Below are 17,148 nucleotides of genomic sequence, written 5' to 3' on the forward strand. Positions count from 1 at the left end.
TTTATACCCAGTCTTTCTCAATCAAAAAGTCGCTATAGAGTTTGGCTTCTGCACTGTTGGTTTCCGGCTTCCAGTCGTAGCGCCATTTCACAATCGGCGGCATGGAGAGTAATATCGATTCGGTACGGCCATTTGATTGCAGGCCAAAAATGGTACCGCGGTCAAAAATCAGGTTGAATTCGACATAACGGCCACGGCGGTAGGCCTGGAAATCACGCTCGCGTTCGCCGTAAACGGTGTCTTTGCGACGCTGTACAATCGGCAAATAAGCATTGATAAAGGCATCGCCGACGGCACGCTGCAAGGCAAAACTTTTCTCAAAGCCTAATTCGCTAAAGTCGTCAAAAAACACGCCACCAATGCCGCGTGGCTCTTTACGGTGCTTGAGAAAGAAGTATTCGTCGCAGTGCTTTTTAAAATTGCGGTAGTAGTCGGCGCCAAACGGTGCCAATACCTCTTTGTTCACGCGATGAAAGTGGATGCAGTCATCCTCAAACCCATAATAAGGCGTGAGGTCCATGCCGCCGCCAAACCACCAGATATCCTGTTCGCCTGGTTGCTGCGCTTTGGCAACAAAAAAGCGCACATTCATATGCACCGTGGGTACATAAGGGTTGTGCGGGTGAAACACCAGCGAGACACCCATGGCTTCCCACGGCCTGCCAGCCGCTTCAGGGTGGGCGACACTGGCTGCCGGCGGCAATTTGTTGCCGAGTACGTGCGAAAAACCAACGCCAGCGCGCTCAAACACATTACCGCCTTCCAGCAGGCAAGAGTTGCCACCACCGCCCTCAGGCCGTTGCCAGCTGTCTTGCAAGAAGGTTTTACCATCGACCAGTTCTATGGCTTCGACGATGCGTGCTTGCAAGCCTTGCAGGTAGTCGTAAACGGCAGCGGGCTGGATTTGGTCTGTCGTCATGATTTAGTTCTTGATGGCGCGATAGCCAATGTCTTTACGGTATTGCGCGCCGTCGAACTTGATCTGCTCGAGCACTTTGTAGGCTTGTTGTTGCGCAGATTTAACGGTTTCGCCTAGCGCAGTCACACATAATACGCGGCCACCGCTAGTCACCACTTTGCCATCTTTGAGTGTGGTGCCTGCATGAAACACATGACCGTCTTGTACGTCTTTTGGCAGCCCGGTAATTTCATCGCCCAGTTTAGGCGTTTCCGGGTAGTTAGCACTCGCCATGACCACGCCCAGCGCAAAACGCCAGTCCCATTCGGCCTTGGCCTGGTCCAATGTGCCATCCACAGCGTGCTCTGCCAGCTCAACCAGGTCTGATTTCAGGCGCATCATGATAGGTTGTGTTTCCGGGTCGCCCATGCGGCAATTGAATTCCAGAGTTTTGACTTCGCCACTTGGGCTAATCATCAAACCGGCATACAAAAAGCCGGTATAAGGAATGCCGTCTTTGGCCATGCCTTCCACCGTAGGCACGATGATTTCGCGCATGGCTTTGGCGTGGATGTCTGGCGTCACCACTGGTGCAGGTGAGTAAGCACCCATGCCACCGGTGTTCGGGCCCTGGTCGGCATCCAGCAGGCGTTTGTGGTCCTGGCTGGTGGCCAGCGGCAAGATGTTTTTACCATCGACCATCACCATAAAGCTGGCTTCTTCGCCGGTTAAAAACTCTTCAATCACCACGCGCGCGCCTGCATCGCCAAGCTTGTTGTCGGACAACATGGCGTCGACGGCGGTATGTGCTTCTTCCAGTGTCATGGCAACCACCACGCCTTTACCCGCAGCCAGGCCATCTGCCTTGATCACAATCGGCGCGCCGTTGGCATCAATATAGGCGTGGGCTTCTGTGGCATCGCTAAAGGTCTGGTATTTAGCCGTTGGGATGTTATGACGCACCATAAACGCCTTGGCGAAGTCTTTGGAGCTTTCCAACTGTGCCGCCGCCTTGGTAGGGCCAAAGATTTTTAAATCGGCCGCGCGGAAAGCATCGACCACGCCTTGTGACAGTGGTGCTTCCGGGCCAACGATGGTCAAGGCGATTTGCTCGTCTTCAGCAAATTTCACCAGTTCATCAATTTTGGTGATAGGCACGTTGACCATGTCAGGGTTGGTGGCTGTGCCAGCGTTACCAGGCGCGACATAGACGCGGCTGACTTCTTTGTTTTGTGTCACTTTCCATGCCAGTGCGTGCTCACGACCGCCAGAACCAATCACTAAAATTTTCATTTTGTATTACCTAATTGAGTTTGAGCCACAGAGGGCACCGAGGCTACAGAGGAAAACATAATTAAAGATATTCTCTGTGGTCTCGGTGCCCTCTGTGGCAAATAGAATTAATGTCTAAAGTGACGAATGCCTGTCACCACCATGGCCAAGCCACGTTCGTCGGCTGCCGCAATCACCTCTTCGTCGCGCATGCTGCCACCCGGATGGATAACACAGCTGGCACCGGCGTCTGCTAATACATCCACGCCGTCGCGGAACGGGAAGAATGCATCAGAAGCGACCACAGAGCCTTGCAGGCTCAGGCCAGCATTTTGTGCCTTGATGGCGGCGATTTTGGTGCTGTCGACACGGCTCATCTGGCCAGCGCCCACGCCCAGGGTCATGCCATTGCCACAGAAGACGATGGCATTGGATTTCACGTATTTAGCCACGTTCCAGGCAAACAGCAGGTCTTGCATTTGTGCTGGTGTTGGATGCAGTTTGGTCACGACCTTGAGGTCGGCCAGTTGCATTTCATGGTTGTCGGCCGATTGCAGCAAAATGCCGGAACCTACACGCTTGGAATCTACCGCGTTGCGGCCTTGCTCCCAGGCGGTGTTGCCGCCCTGTGGCAAGGCAATCTTCAATACGCGCACATTGGCTTTTGCACTGAAAATGGCCAGCGCTTCTGGCGTAAAGTCAGGTGCAATCAACACTTCTACAAACTGTTTGGAAACGGCTTCGGCAGCGGCACCATCCAGGGTGGTATTAAAAGCGATGATGCCGCCAAAGGCAGAAGTCGGGTCGGTTTTAAAGGCCTTGCTGTATGACTCGAGTGCATTGATGCCAACCGCTACGCCGCATGGGTTGGCGTGTTTGACGATCACACAGGCCGGGCCAGTGAAGGATTTCACTGCTTCCCAAGCCGCATCGGCGTCAGCAATGTTGTTATAGCTGAGTTCTTTGCCTTGCAGTTGTTGCGCGGTAGCCAGGCTGCCGGGGGCAGGGTAGAGGTCGCGGTAAAAAGCGGCTTGCTGGTGGCTGTTTTCACCGTAGCGCAGGTCTTGTACTTTGACAAAGTTGCTGTTCATTTGGCCTGGGAACTGGCTCAGCACTGGCTTGCCAGCAGATTCAGTTTCGGCGAAGTCAATCGCAGACAGGTAGTTGCTGATGGCTGCATCATACTGTGCAATGCGGTTAAACGCTGCCACTGACAGTTTGAAACGGGTCGCCTTGGATACGCTGCCGTTGTTGGCTTGCAGCTCACTCACCACGTCGGCGTATTGTGCCGCGTCGGTCAACACCGCGACATCATTCCAGTTTTTAGCCGCAGAGCGCACCATGGCCGGGCCGCCAATATCGATATTCTCAATCGCGTCTTCCAAGGTGCAATTGGCTTTGGCAACGGTCGCCTCAAACGGATACAGGTTCACCGCCAGCAGGTCGATGTTTTCAATGCCATATTGCTGCATGGCAGCAACGTGCTCAGGCAAATCACGGCGGCCCAGTAGGCCGCCATGCACTTTAGGGTGCAGGGTTTTGACGCGGCCGTCCAGCATTTCCGGGAAGCCGGTAAAGTCACTGACTTCCTTGACTGGAATTTGGTTGTCGCGGAACAATTTGGCGGTCCCGCCAGTAGAAAGGATTTCTACACCAAGCTGGTGCAGGGATTGTGCCAGTTCGAGCACACCGGTTTTATCGGAAACACTGATAAGCGCGCGTTTAATCGTCATAATGAATTGAGTGGAGTTGCGTGATAAAGAAAATGAAAAAGGCCTGATGATGAAGTGCCATCAGGCCCGGTGTAATTTATTCCAGGCCGTAGGCGGCCATCTTTTTTCTCAGGGTATTGCGGTTAATGCCCATCATGTCTGCGGCTTTGCTTTGATTGCCGCCGACTTTGTTGAGGACGTACTCCAGCATGGGCTTTTCGACGCAGCTGAGTACCATATCGTAAATGGCATGGGGCGGTTGCCCGTCCAGGTGCGTGAAATAGTCGTCCAGTGACTCGCGCACGGCGAGGCTTAATTTACTATCGTTTTGCATTATGCTGCCAACTCCTCGCCGCCATTGTTTTCGTTATCTGAGTCAGCATCATCCGCATACACCAGGCGATCATTTTTGGCACGGAGTTCGGCAAAAAAGTCATTGATGGCCTGTAATTGCAATTCTATGGTTTGCAGCGTATTCATGTTGTGGCGGAACGCGGCCGAGCCTGACAGGCCTTTGGTGTACCAGGAGATATGCTTGCGTGCCACACGCATGCCTGTGAGGTCGCCGTAGAAATCGTATAAATCATGCAAGTGCTCCAGCATGACCTGGTGAATTTCATCCACGGTGGGAGGCAGCATATGCTCGCCAGTGTTGAGGAAATGCTCGGTTTCACGGAAAATCCATGGGCGGCCTTGTGCGGCGCGGCCAATCATCACCGCATCGGCTTTGGTGTAGTCGAGCACGAACTTGGCTTTTTCCGGGGTGGTAATGTCGCCGTTGGCGATCAATGGGATGTTGATTGCCTGTTTTACCGCGGCAATGGTGTCGTACTCCGCGTCACCATGGTAAAGGTCGTTACGTGTACGGCCATGAATAGTCAGCGCTTGTACGCCAATATCTTCTGCCATTTTGGCAATCTGGATAGCGTTTTTGTTTTGCCTGTCCCAGCCAGTACGGATTTTAAGCGTGACAGGCACATCCACCGCATTCACCACCGCCTTGAGAATCTGTGACACCAATGGTTCGTCGCGCAGCAGGGCAGAGCCCGCCATTACATTACAGATCTTCTTAGCCGGACAGCCCATGTTGATATCAATGATTTGCGCACCATTGTCCACATTGTGTCTGGCGGCTTCAGCCATCATGGCAGGTTCTGCGCCGGCAATCTGTACCGAAATCGGGCTGACTTCACCTTCGTGGTTGGCGCGGCGTTTGGTTTTTTCGCTACCGTACAACAATGAGTTGGAGGTCACCATTTCTGACACGGCCAGCCCGGCCCCCATCTTCTTGCACAGCATACGGAAAGGCCTGTCGGTCACACCTGCCATAGGGGCGACAACCAGGTTGTTTTTTAATTGATGGGATCCGATTTGCATGGGCTTGCGATGGATTAAGTCAGTGAAAAGACTGACTATTTTAACTGCAAATCGTCGATCAGGGAATGCGTAAACTGCTTTTTTGCTTATTTTTTACGCAACTTGATGTGTGCATCGATGAGTTGCATGGCGCGGTCGCGGAACAAAGAGCCTTCGGTATCTTTGACCCACATATGAAGCAGGCCGGAGAAAAACAGGTGGGTATCCAGGGCTAACTCGGCGGCGGTGAGCTGGGTGCCAACCTGGCCAATTTCCTGTGCTTTTGCATAGGCCTGTTCCATTTTGTGCACGAGTCCGCTACAGTTACTTAAAATTGATTTCAATACATCGGCAAACTCATCGACATATTCGCATTTAGTCATCATGACTTCGTAAGTGGCGCGCGTGGTCTGGTCGTCATCCAGGATTTGGATGGTGCTTTCCAGATGTTTGCGAATGCGGCCAAGCGGGTCGGGGGCGGGCTCGTCAGCATTGCCGAGCAGGGTGTCATCCATGCGGTCAATCAGGGGTAGGTAGACCTCTTCGCGCATGGCATGAAACAGTTCAGCCTTGTTTTGAAAGTGCCAATAGACGGCGCCACGCGTGACGCTGGCGTGGGTGGCAATTTGCTCCAGGCTGGTGCGGCTGACGCCTTTTTGCAGGAACATTTCTCGCGCGGCATCAATAATGCGCTGGCGGGTAATTGCGGCATCTTCTTTGGTTTTACGTACCATCGTCTCTATCGCTCTTTAAGGTTTCATTAAAGTTTCTTGAATGTCGGGTATTTTACCAGTTGTGCTTGGCTGCCACTGGTAAGTCGTTCGGCAAATTTTTTGCAAAACCCATTTACATACATTCGTGTTTGTATATAATATACATCCAAGAATGTATGTAATCAAGTCTATTTATAAAATTTTTTGAGGATAACATGTTGATTTCACAGACTATCCAACCTCGTCGTACACTGGTTTTACTTGCTTTAGCTTCAGTGTTAGCCGCTTGCGGAAAATCTCCTGAAGGGCAAAACCCGGGCGCGGGCGGCATGCCAGCCATGCCGGTGACCGTACAGGCAGTGGCAGCGGAGACGGTTCCGATTCAAACAGAAGTGGTTGCACAAACAGAAGGTGCCAAACAGATTGAAGTCCGTCCACGCGTGGGTGGAATTGTGCTCAAACGCCTCTATCAGGAAGGCGAGACAGTGAAGGCCGGTCAGGATATGTTCCTGATTGACCCGGTGCCTTTCCAACTGCAAGTCGAGCAATCGAGAGCGCTGATTGCACAGCAAAAAGCCCGCATCGAGCAAACTGCACGTGAAGCGCAACGTTTGAAAGGCTTGCTGGAAACCAAATCCATCAGCCAGCGTGAATATGACAATGCCGCTTCTGATAACTCAGTTGCCGCCGCTACCTTGCTGCAATACCAGGCGCAGTTGCGTGAGGCTGAACTGAATTTGTCTTATACCCACGTCAAGGCGCCTGAAGGTGGTATTGGCGGCCGTTTTGTCTTATCTGAAGGTGCGCTGGCTACTGCCAATAGCACACTGTTGAGCACCATTGTGCAGGTGTCGCCTATCTGGGTACGTTTCAGCTTGTCCGAGTCTGAGTTGCAGGCATTGGGCGGGCATTTACGTCCGGGCAAAGTGCAAGATGTGCGTTTGGTGCTGGCCGATGGTAGTGAGTATCCACTGTCAGGCAAAATCAACTTCTCTGCCAGCCAGATTGACCCGGCATTGGGCACACAGCAGTTGCGTGCCGAGTTTCAGAACCCGGACAGCGCTTTGTTGCCAGGCCAGTTCGTACGTGTACGCCTGACCACAGGCAAGCGTGATGGCGTGTTCCTGATTCCGCAAACGGCGGTATTAACTGGCCAGCAAGGCAAGTTTGTGTTTGTGGCGGATAAGGACAAAGAAGGCAAAACCGTGGCTGCCGTCAGACCGATCACTGTGGGTGGCTGGTTCGGTGAGCGCTGGAGCGTATTGGAGGGCTTGAAAGCCGGTGACCAGGTGATTACTGACAACCTGATCAAGGTACGTCCAGGTGCCCCGGTTGCGCCCCATGCGCCAGATGCTGCCCCGGCAGCGCCACAAGGCCAGGCACCAGAAAAAGCCAAGTCTTAACGCGCAATCTTAACGTTTACATTATGTGATTCACGGCCTGAACGTCGTTTCAGGCCGATTTCAGGAAAAACGATATGACCCGATTTTTTATCACACGCCCGATTTTTGCCAGCGTGCTGTCTATCATCATCGTGTTGTCCGGTTTGGCGGCAGCATTCAAGCTGCCGATTGCGCAATATCCGCAAATTGCCCCGCCAACCGTGATCATCACCGCCAGCTACCCTGGCGCCAGTGCTGAGACCCTGTCCAAAACCGTGGCTGCCCCGATTGAGGAGCAGTTAAGCGGCGTGGAAAACCTGCTGTACTTTAACTCCAGTTCTGACAGTAGTGGTACGTTGACGATTACGGCGACGTTTGACATTGGTACCAATGTTGACCAGGCTACTTTTAACGTCAGCAACCGCGTGAATATTGCCTTGCCACGTTTGCCGGAAGATGTACGCCGGACAGGCGTCGTGGTGCAAAAACGTTCCAACGACATCCTGCTGGTGGTGATGCTGATCTCCAGCAAAAAAGAACATGACCGTCTGTTCCTGAGTAACTACGCCACCTTGAATGTGCTGGATGAGTTTAAGCGCATTAAAGGCGTGGGTGATGTCACCATTTTTGGTGGTCAGGATTACTCCATGCGTATCTGGTTGCGTCCTGACCGTATGGCGCAACTGGGCGTGTCTACCAGCGATATTTCTGCGGCCATCAGTGCACAAAACGCGCAATACGCCGCCGGTAAGATTGGTGCAGAACCCGCGCCAGCCAGCCAGCAACTGTCATTTACCGTGACAGCAAAAGGCCGTCTGATTGATCCGGAAGAGTTCGGCAACATTATTGTGCGTGCGCAAGGCCCTAACGGTGTGCTGCGCTTGAAAGATGTGGCGCGTATTGAGTTGGGCGCACAGAGCTACAACGTGGCGTCTGCGCTGAATGGACAACCAGGTGTAGCGCTGCCTATCTTCTTGCAGAGTGGCGCCAATGCGCTGGAAACTGCCGAAGCCATCAAGGCCAAAGTCAACGAGTTGAAACTCAAGTTCCCAGAGGGCATGGACTACAACATTCCTTACGATACCAGTGACTTCGTGAAAGCGACCATCAAAGAAGTGTTCCATACCTTTGGTGAGGCGCTGGTGCTGGTGGTGCTGGTGGTGTTCCTGTTCCTGCAAAGCTGGCGCGCGACCCTGATCCCGATGATTGCGGTGCCAATTTCGATTATCGGTACCTTTGCCGGCTTGTATCTGTTTGGCTTCTCCATCAACCTGCTGACGCTGTTTGCCATGATTCTGGCGATTGGTATCGTGGTGGATGATGCGATTGTGGTGCTCGAAAACACCGAGCGCCTGATGAAGGAGGAAAACCTCAATCCATTGCATGCGGCGATTAAGTCTATCGCCCAGGTGCAGGCGGCCGTGGTGGCGATTGTGCTGGTACTGTGTGCGGTGTTCGTGCCCGTGGCTTTCCAGGGCGGTATTGCCGGTGAGTTGTACCGTCAGTTTGCGGTGACCGTGGCGATTTCTGTGGTGATTTCAGGGGTGGTGGCGCTGACGCTGACACCTGCACTGTGCGCGATGATTTTGAAAAATGGCCATCATGAGAATGCCTTTTTCAGAAAATTCAACCAGGGCTTTGACCGTTTAACCAAGCTGTATACCGGCACGGTGAACCTGACGCTGCATCATAAAATCATTGGTGCTGTGGTATTTGGTGGCATGTTGATCGTGATGATCTTCCTGTTCCGTACTGTACCGGGTGGCTTTGTGCCGCCAGAAGACCAGGGCTATGTGATCAGTATCGTGGTGATGCCAGATGGCGCTACCTTGAAGCGTACCTCACAGACGACGGAAAACATCCGTGCAGCGATTGCCAAAGATCCGGCCACTGCGCATGAGTTTGCGGTGAACGGCTTTGAGTTGCTGACCGGCGCCAACAAAACCAATGCAGCGACCATGTTTGTGCGTATGACAGACTGGGACAAACGGACCACTAATGCTGACCAGATGGTGGGCAAGTTGATTGGCATCGGCATGAGCCAGCCAGACGGCTTGAGCTTTGCAGTGAACCCGCCAGCGATTCGTGGCCTGGGCTCTGCCGGTGGTTTTGAGGTGTATGTACAAAGCCAGGGCGATACCGATCCGATCAAGTTAGCGCAGGTCATGAATAACTTCATGGATGCCATGCGTGCAAACCAGCAGCTGACCGGGATTAACAGCTTCTTCCGTCCCACTGTGCCTCAGTTGTTTATCGAGGTGGATGAAGCCAAGGCGCTGTCACAGAATGTCAAGATTTCAGACATTTATGCCACGCTGCAAAGCACCATGGGCTCACTGTATGTAAATGACTTTAACCGTAGCGGCCGTACCTATCGTGTGCAGTTGCAGGCTGAGGCCGAGTACCGCATGAAACCTGAAGACCTGGGTAAAGTGTATGTGCGCAGCCAGCCAACAGCCGACAATCCGGATGGCAATATGATCCCGATGTCTGCGCTGGCTAAAGTCAGCAATATCGTTGGTGCCGAGCAACTGGAGCGTTATAACGGCCTGTTGTCTGCCAAGGTATTTGGTAGTGGTGCGCCAGGCGTGAGCTCCGGTGACGCGATTAAACTGGTGGAAAAAATTGCCAAGGAAAACATGCCTGATGGTTACCAGATTGCCTGGACTGGCCAGGCTTACCAGGAAAAGCGTACCGGTTCCGCTGCATTGGTGGCATTTGGCTTCGCCACCATTATGGTGTTCCTGATTCTGGCGGCACAGTTTGAAACCTGGGCGTTGCCACTGGCAGTGATTATGGCGATTCCGTTTGCCATGACCGGTGCCTTGATTGCGGTACTGACACGCGGCATGAACAATGACATTTACTTCCAGATCGGCTTGATTACGCTGATTGGCCTGGCGGCGAAGAACGCGATTTTGATCGTGGAATTTGCTTCACAGAAAATGGAAGAAGGCATGCCGTTGGCTGAAGCCGCACTGGAAGCAGCGCGCTTGCGCTTCAGACCGATTGTGATGACGTCAATGGCGTTTGTACTGGGGATCATCCCACTGGTATTCGCTACCGGGGCCGGTGCGGCAGCGCGCCAGTCCATGGGTACCGGCGTGTTCGGCGGTATGTTGCTGGCAACGTTTATTGCCACCATCTTTATCCCGTTGTTCTTTACCTGGCTGACCAATGAGAAAAAAGTGCGTCACCATGGGCATATTGTAGAAGAGGAATCGGTATGAAACCGACAATGAAGTTTGCATTAAAACCATTACAGCAGTCACTGCTGCTGGGCTTGCTGACCTTGTCCATGACGGGTTGCCAGATGCTGGGTGATTTGTATTCACGTCCTGCCCCACAGTTGCCAGCCGAATATGGCGCTGCGGGTGCCAACGCGCTCAGCGCAGAGCAGCAATTAGCCTTGCAGCAATGGTGGACATTGTTTAATGACACGCAGCTAAACCAGCTGGTAGAGTCCGCACTGGCCAAAAACAATAATGTGCAACTGGCTGTGGCACGGATTGAAGAGGCTGATGCGCAAATGCGTGAAATCGGTGCCAACCTGTTGCCGACCGTGACCGCAACCGGTTCCGGTTTACGTAACCGCGTCACCGAGTCCGGTGTGTTCCCGGTGTTTGGTAACAACCCGCGTAAAACCTATAAAGTGGGTTTGAACGGTAGTTATGAGCTGGATCTGTGGGGCAAACTGCGCCGTGCCAATGAAGCGGCGCGTGCGCAGCTGCTGGCAACGCGTTATGCCAAAGAGGCCGTGACCTGGTCATTGTCCAGCCTGGTGGCCAATCATTACCTGATGATACGCAGCCTGGATGCGCAATTGCTGGTCAATACGCAAAACCTGAAAACTGCACAGGATAGCCTGGACCTGGCCAAACGCCGGGTGGAAGGTGGCGTGTCTACCATTCTGGACGCACACCAGGCAGAGCTGGTGGTGACTACCCTGCAAACGCAGACGCTGGAATTGAAGCGCTTGCGCGCTTTGAGTGAGCATCAGATCGGTTTGCTGACCAATGACCTGGGCTTGAAAATCGCTGCCGGTGACCTGATGGCCATGCCAACCCCACCAGTCGCGCCAACTGGCTTGCCATCTGCCCTGATGGAAGCCCGGCCGGATGTGCGCCAGGCAGAGCAGGATATGGTGTCAGCCAATGCCAATATTGCGGTAGCACGCGCGGCGTTTTACCCAAGTATCTCGCTTTCTACCACTTATGGTGGCGAGAGTATTGCGCTGAATAACCTGCTGAAATCGCCTGCACGCGTCTGGTCACTTGGTTTGGATATCAGCATGCCGATTTTCAACGGCGGCCGCCTGAATGCACGTCTGGATCAGGCGACAGCGCAGCAAAAACAAGTGCTGGCAACTTACCAGAATACCTTGCAAACCGCGTTTACCGAAGTCAGCGATGCGCTGGTGAATGCGCAACAATACCGTGAGCAAGAAGCCCTGGCCGTGTCCAAGGAGAAAACCACTGGCAATATTCTGCGCGTGGCGAAAAACCGCTACGAGGCAGGCTATACCAGCTACCTGGAAGTGCTGGATGCGCAGCGTAACCATAATGAAGCCACACAAGCCGTGGTTCAGAGCCGCCAGAATACATTGACCGCATCGGTTGATTTGTTCAAGGCACTCGGCGGTGGCTGGAAGCCGGAAAGCGTTGCGGCTGAGGCACAAGCTAAAAAGTAATTCTTTGCATGTGAGTGTGAGCTAGCCGGGGTAACGAGGAGTCGTTGCCCCGGTTTTTTTATTGGCGTAACAACCGTAGGTAGCACTTTTAAACGGTGTGCATGTAAGATGCGGGCATGACCACACCCTCCCTGAAACATATCGCCTTTGCCAGCTTCATTGGCACCGCCATCGAGTTCTACGATTTTTACATTTACGCCATGGCCGCTGCGCTGGTGATCGGGCAGGTATTTTTCCCGGCCAGTGATCCGGCCATGCAATCCCTGAATGCGTTGCTCACCTTTGGCCTGGCGTTTATTGCGCGGCCCTTGGGCGCATTGCTGTTTGGCCATTTTGGCGACCGCATTGGCCGCAAGTCGACGCTGGCGGCCTCATTGTTGGTGATGGGCGCGTCTACCTTCCTGATTGGGTTGTTACCTGGCTATGCTAGTTGGGGCAGCTGGGCGCCGCTATTGTTGTGCCTGTTACGGTTTGGCCAAGGCATCGGCCTGGGGGGCGAGTGGGCCGGTGCGGCCTTGCTGGCGACCGAATATGCGCCTGCCAACAAGCGTGGCTGGTACGGCATGTTTCCACAACTCGGGCCATCCATCGGATTTTTACTGGCGACACTGACATTCCTGGGCTTGAGCCTGGGCCTGAGCGAGGCACAGTTTGCGTTGTGGGGTTGGCGGGTGCCGTTTGTTATCAGTGCGGCCCTGGTCATGGTCGGCTTGTACGTCAGGTTCAAGCTGGCAGAAACACCGGCTTTTTCGCAAGCGCGCTCGCAACAGCATTTGCATCGCTGGCCGCTGAAAGCGGTCCTGTGTCAGCATGGCCGCGCGATTTTACTGGGCGCCCTCGCCATGGGCGTGTGCTATCACCTGTTTTATACTGCCACAGTGTTTTGCCTGAGCTATGGCACGCAAACCCTGCACATCGCACGACCACAGTTCCTGGCCATGTTGTGTATTGCGGTTATCGGCATGGCGTTGGCGACACCGTTCGCGGCAGCGCTGGCAGATCGTTACGGTAGCCGGCCAGTGTTAATGACCGGTCAAATCCTGGCCTTGTTACTGGGATTCATGCTGGCACCACTCATCGGTAGTGGTCAATTATGGCTGATCGCACTCTTTTTATTTCTTGCGCTGTTTTTGATGGGCATCACATTTGCCCCTATGGGGGCGTTTTTACCGGCACAGTTTCCGGTGGCTGTGCGTTATACCGGCGCAGGGCTGAGTTACCAGTTTGGCGGCATTTTAGGCGCGTCGTTTGCGCCTGCGGTTGCGCAGTTTCTAGTACGGCAGGGCGGACTGGCCTGGGTGGGTGGCTATATGTCACTGATGGCGTTGGTGAGTGTACTGGCTGTCTGGAAAATGCCAGCCAGTGCGGCGCAGTATGACTGACGCATCTCGCGCAGCAGGTATAATGCAGTTTTCTTCACGGTGATTAGGCATGTTTACCCATCCGGGATTTAACCCCATCGCATTGCAAATCGGCAGTTTCGGCATCCATTGGTATGGCCTGATGTACCTGGTCGGCTTTTTTGGCGGCTTGTGGCTGGGGCAATACCAGGTCAAGCGCTTGCGCAAACTGGATCCGGCCTCCCCCTGGCAGGAACGCGACCCGGACGATATGCTGTTTTATATTGCGCTGGGCGTGGTGTTTGGTGGTCGTTTGGGCTATGTGCTGTTTTACCAACCGGCTTATTTTCTGCAACATCCGCTGGAAATTTTTGCCTTGTGGCAGGGCGGCATGTCGTTCCACGGCGGCTTTATTGGTGTGATGGTGGCCATGGCGCTGTTTGCGCGCAAACGTGGCGTGATTTGGTTGCAACTGATGGATTTTGTGGCGCCCCTAGTGCCGATTGGCTTGGGTGCAGGCCGCCTGGGTAATTTTATCAATGCCGAGTTGTGGGGCCGCCCGACCAACGCCGATTGGGGCATGATTTTCCCGGCAGTCGATCAGGTGGCGCGTCATCCGTCGCAATTGTATGAATTTGCACTGGAAGGCATTGTGTTGTTCCTGGTGTTATGGACATTCGCGGGTAAAAAGCGCCCGATAGGCGCCATCTCGGCGATGTTCCTGCTGTGTTATGGCAGTTTCCGTTTTATTGTCGAGTTTACCCGTGAGCCGGATAGCTTTTTAGGCCTGTTGTCGCTGGGTTTGAGTATGGGGCAGTGGTTGTGTGTGCCTATGATCCTGGTCGGGCTGGGCATGATGCGCTGGGCCTACCGTAAGCCCTAATGGCCAGGCGTATCTGGCTGGGTCGCTAATTCTAGTGCATTCAGCCAGTGTATGGCATATTCACGCGGTTGTTGCGCATCGCCGCACATCTCCAGGCTAGGCTGCAAGCCGCCACAAAAGTCCGGCCGCTCGGGTTTGCCAAACAGTTTGCACCTGAGTAACTCGTCTAATTGAATACAAGCAACCCCGGCGGGCTTACCCTCCGGCATGCCCGGAATGGCGCTGGTAATCGAAGGTGCAATACAACAAGCACCACATTGCGGACGGCAATCCATCGCGTTTATACATCTGCCCAAGGGTAACCGAGGGCCGATACCCCGGCTTTTAAATCCTGCATGGCCTGTTTGACCAGCGCACTCTGGCCTTTCATGCCCACTTCGGTCGTCCTGCGTTGATTGGTGCGTGGCAAGCTGAACAGTTTCAGCATGGGGTAGTGGCTCAGCATATGATTCATTAAATCAATAAGGTCACTTTCACCAGCTTCGGTGACCACAATGGCCTGTTCCAGATAGTCTGCGGTATGAAACAGGTGGCTGTAGTAGGTATCCAGTACCCACTCAATCATGGGGTGTGCCATTTCTGGAAAGCCGGGCACAAAATAATGCTCATGCATGCTAAACCCGGCAACCTGGTTGACCGGGTTGGGAATCAGGTCACAGCCCTGGGGAAAGTCAGCCATCAATACGCGCTTGGGATAAGCACTTTCGCCATAGCGCGCTTCAATATTCGCGACCGCTCCGGCATGACGTTCAATTGGCACTCCCGCTGCTGCCGCGGCACATTGCCGTGTGTGGTCATCTGGCGTGGCGCCTATGCCGCCAAAACTAAACACGACATCGCCGCGATCCATACTGGCTTTGAGGTGGCCGGTAATCTGCTCGGGAATATCACCAATAAAATGCGCCCAACTCAGTTGCAAACCGCGGGCTGACAGCAGCGAAATCACTTTGCTCAGGTGGGCATCCTGACGTTTGCCAGACAGGATTTCGTCGCCAATGATATAAATGCCAAACTGGTTCATGGTTAATTTGCGTAAATGTGTTTTGAAAGTGTTTTTCAAGGTCATCATAATACCAGTGAGCGCTTTTAAATTTGTTTTGCTGTGATGCATGCACAACAAAATTCACTCAGCGCCAGTTGTGAGTAGTGCAACGCACGCCACACCCTGAACGTCACCATGCGTGATTGGATACCAGCAATTGACAAACTTTTTGTTTGATCTTGTGAGTCCAGCAGGTTCCATCCTCGTCTCCCGTTACGAGGGCGGGATGGTTGTATTGTCGTATTTGATTGCCGCAATGGCCTCTATCCTGGCCATGTACCTGGCTGACCTGGCCCAACAATTTCAGTTAAGAAGAGATCAGAAGTTTGCGCTACTGAGTGGCGCCATTGCATTAGGCGCGGCCGTCTGGAGCATGCACTTCCTGGGCATGCTGGCATTTGAGCTGTGCGTGACTGTGAAGTATGACCCGCTCATCACGTTGCTCTCGATCTGGCCGGCTTTTGTCGCATCCTGGGCCGCCATGCGCTGGATCTCGCACGCGGACCAGGGGGCGAGTCATTTATGGTTGAGCGGCATGATTATTGGCCTTGGCATTGGGGTCATGCATTACAGCGGCATGCTGGCCATACGCACTACTGCGGTTATGACCTTCAAACCGTGGTGGGTCCTGATTTCTGTGGTGGCGGCTGTACTGCTTGCGGTGCTTGCATTATGGTTTGGCCAGCAATGTGAGCGCATGCAGCGACTGCGTGCCTGGCGCCATGTGGTCAGCGGGCTGGTGATGGGCGCTGCCATTACGATCATGCATTATATCGGCATGGCAGCCGCAGTGTTCGTGGGGATCGCCGAGTTTGCCCATCCGGTGCCGACGGTGGATCGCTGGTATTTGTCGACGCTGGTGACATTGGGCACCTTGATCCTGATCGGCGCCGCCATTGCGCAAAATATACTTGCCAAGCAGCGCCAGCTTGCCCGTGATTTGCAGTTCAAGGAACACCAGATGCGCGTCATCTTTCAAAATGCGATCGATGCCATTGTGATTACCGATGCCAAAGGCTTGATCAAAATGGTCAATCGCGCCTTTGAAGGCATGTTCGGCTACCAGGCACAGTTGATTGTCGGCACGCAAGTCTCGAAAATGATTCCTGACTGGAAACAGCTCAATGCCTATGCCAGAAAACGCAGGCAGCAGGATACATCTGAAAAGATTGTGGCGGAGCGTAGCGGCTTTCATGCTGACGGTCATGAAATCCCGCTCAGGATTGCACTCACGCGCGTGGTTGAAAGTGAGTCCAACTTTTGCATCAGCTTTTTGATGGATATGACGGCGTTTCACACGCAGCAAAATGCACTGGAAAAACTGCTCACCGAAGACCCGCTGACCGGGCTGTTTAATCGGCGCGGTTTGTTAAGCCTGATGCGCGGTATCGCCAGCAGTGCCCATACGCACAGCGCCAACCGTGGCATGATTTTACTGTTTCTGGATTTGGATGGCTTCAAAGCCGTGAATGACACGCTGGGACATCACGCCGGGGATGAGGTGCTGATCACCGTTTCGCAACGCATCCCTAAAGTGCTGCGTGAGGACGATATGGTGTGCCGGTTTGGTGGCGATGAGTTTGTAATCTTGCTCACGTTTATCGATCACCCAAGGATGCTTGCGAGCAAGATTGCACACAAGTTGATTGAAACGATCCAGAAACCAATCCGCTTGCAATCAGGGCAAGAAATGACCGTCGGTTGCAGCATAGGCGTGGCATTTGCCTGGCCGAAAAAGAAAGAAGAGATTGAAGCCTTGCTGGAAAAAGCAGATGCTGCCATGTATCAGGCCAAAAAAGGCGATGCTGGAAAAGTCGTCTTTTCCAGCATTTAGTGATTACACCTTAGTAATGTGCTTTG

At 53.5% G+C, this 17,148-nt stretch carries 14 protein-coding genes; 6 read left to right on the forward strand and 8 right to left on the reverse strand.

Going from position 1 to position 17,148, the window contains the following annotated elements; translation table 11 throughout:
• Position 1: 1 nt before the first annotated feature.
• From hemF to INP79_RS02650, 6 genes are all read right to left on the reverse strand, one after another.
• A complete protein-coding gene (gene hemF, locus INP79_RS02625; RefSeq protein WP_194752800.1) occupies positions 2 to 919 on the reverse strand; it encodes an oxygen-dependent coproporphyrinogen oxidase in 918 nt (305 codons plus the stop codon).
• 3 nt (positions 920 to 922) lie between these two features.
• Positions 923 to 2,191 carry a phosphoribosylamine--glycine ligase gene (purD, locus tag INP79_RS02630; protein WP_194752801.1) on the reverse strand — a complete coding sequence of 423 codons (1,269 nt, stop codon included), beginning with the start codon at positions 2,189 to 2,191 and terminating at the stop codon, positions 923 to 925.
• A gap of 107 nt (positions 2,192 to 2,298) precedes the next feature.
• Positions 2,299 to 3,903, reverse strand: coding sequence for a bifunctional phosphoribosylaminoimidazolecarboxamide formyltransferase/IMP cyclohydrolase (gene purH / locus INP79_RS02635; protein WP_194752802.1), 1,605 nt, complete (start codon positions 3,901 to 3,903; stop codon positions 2,299 to 2,301).
• 76 nt (positions 3,904 to 3,979) lie between these two features.
• On the reverse strand, positions 3,980 to 4,216 hold the full coding sequence (locus tag INP79_RS02640) for a helix-turn-helix domain-containing protein (RefSeq protein ID WP_194740384.1): 237 nt from the start codon (positions 4,214 to 4,216) through the stop codon (positions 3,980 to 3,982).
• On the reverse strand, positions 4,216 to 5,259 hold the full coding sequence (gene dusB / locus INP79_RS02645) for a tRNA dihydrouridine synthase DusB (protein WP_194752803.1): 1,044 nt from the start codon (positions 5,257 to 5,259) through the stop codon (positions 4,216 to 4,218). The genes INP79_RS02640 and dusB overlap by 1 nt, the downstream gene beginning before the upstream one ends.
• Positions 5,260 to 5,345: 86 nt before the next feature.
• On the reverse strand, positions 5,346 to 5,972 hold the full coding sequence (locus tag INP79_RS02650; RefSeq protein ID WP_194752804.1) for a TetR family transcriptional regulator: 627 nt from the start codon (positions 5,970 to 5,972) through the stop codon (positions 5,346 to 5,348).
• A 194-nt stretch (positions 5,973 to 6,166) separates the two neighbouring features.
• Between INP79_RS02650 and INP79_RS02655 the strand changes: the two genes are divergently transcribed.
• The 5 genes from INP79_RS02655 (at position 6,167) to lgt (ending at position 14,246) form a co-directional block, all read left to right on the forward strand.
• Positions 6,167 to 7,354, forward strand: a complete 1,188-nt coding sequence (locus tag INP79_RS02655; protein WP_194752805.1) for an efflux RND transporter periplasmic adaptor subunit — start codon at positions 6,167 to 6,169, stop codon at positions 7,352 to 7,354.
• A gap of 74 nt (positions 7,355 to 7,428) precedes the next feature.
• Positions 7,429 to 10,563, forward strand: coding sequence for an efflux RND transporter permease subunit (locus tag INP79_RS02660; protein WP_194752806.1), 3,135 nt, complete (start codon positions 7,429 to 7,431; stop codon positions 10,561 to 10,563).
• Entirely contained in the window at positions 10,560 to 12,023 is a 1,464-nt protein-coding gene (locus tag INP79_RS02665; protein WP_370583212.1) for an efflux transporter outer membrane subunit, read from the forward strand. Before INP79_RS02660 ends, INP79_RS02665 begins: the two co-directional genes overlap by 4 nt.
• Positions 12,024 to 12,139: 116 nt before the next feature.
• Positions 12,140 to 13,405, forward strand: a complete 1,266-nt coding sequence (locus INP79_RS02670) for an MFS transporter (RefSeq protein ID WP_194752807.1) — start codon at positions 12,140 to 12,142, stop codon at positions 13,403 to 13,405.
• Between the two features lie 49 nt (positions 13,406 to 13,454).
• Positions 13,455 to 14,246, forward strand: a complete 792-nt coding sequence (gene lgt, locus INP79_RS02675) for a prolipoprotein diacylglyceryl transferase (protein ID WP_194752808.1) — start codon at positions 13,455 to 13,457, stop codon at positions 14,244 to 14,246.
• Here the strand turns inward: lgt and INP79_RS02680 are convergent.
• On the reverse strand, positions 14,243 to 14,521 hold the full coding sequence (locus tag INP79_RS02680; RefSeq protein ID WP_194752809.1) for a YkgJ family cysteine cluster protein: 279 nt from the start codon (positions 14,519 to 14,521) through the stop codon (positions 14,243 to 14,245). The two genes, lgt and INP79_RS02680, sit on opposite strands and share 4 nt — an antisense overlap.
• A gap of 5 nt (positions 14,522 to 14,526) precedes the next feature.
• Positions 14,527 to 15,267, reverse strand: coding sequence for a molybdopterin-binding protein (locus tag INP79_RS02685; RefSeq protein ID WP_194753822.1), 741 nt, complete (start codon positions 15,265 to 15,267; stop codon positions 14,527 to 14,529).
• 247 nt (positions 15,268 to 15,514) lie between these two features.
• On the opposite strand from INP79_RS02685, the gene INP79_RS02690 reads away from it, so the two are divergent.
• Positions 15,515 to 17,122: a diguanylate cyclase domain-containing protein gene (locus tag INP79_RS02690; RefSeq protein ID WP_228519687.1), complete on the forward strand. Its 1,608-nt coding sequence runs from the start codon at positions 15,515 to 15,517 to the stop codon at positions 17,120 to 17,122.
• The last annotated feature ends 26 nt before the right edge of the window (positions 17,123 to 17,148 follow it).

This window comes from Methylophilus sp. QUAN (genome assembly GCF_015354445.1).
In the GTDB taxonomy this organism is placed as follows: Bacteria; Pseudomonadota; Gammaproteobacteria; order Burkholderiales; family Methylophilaceae; genus Methylophilus.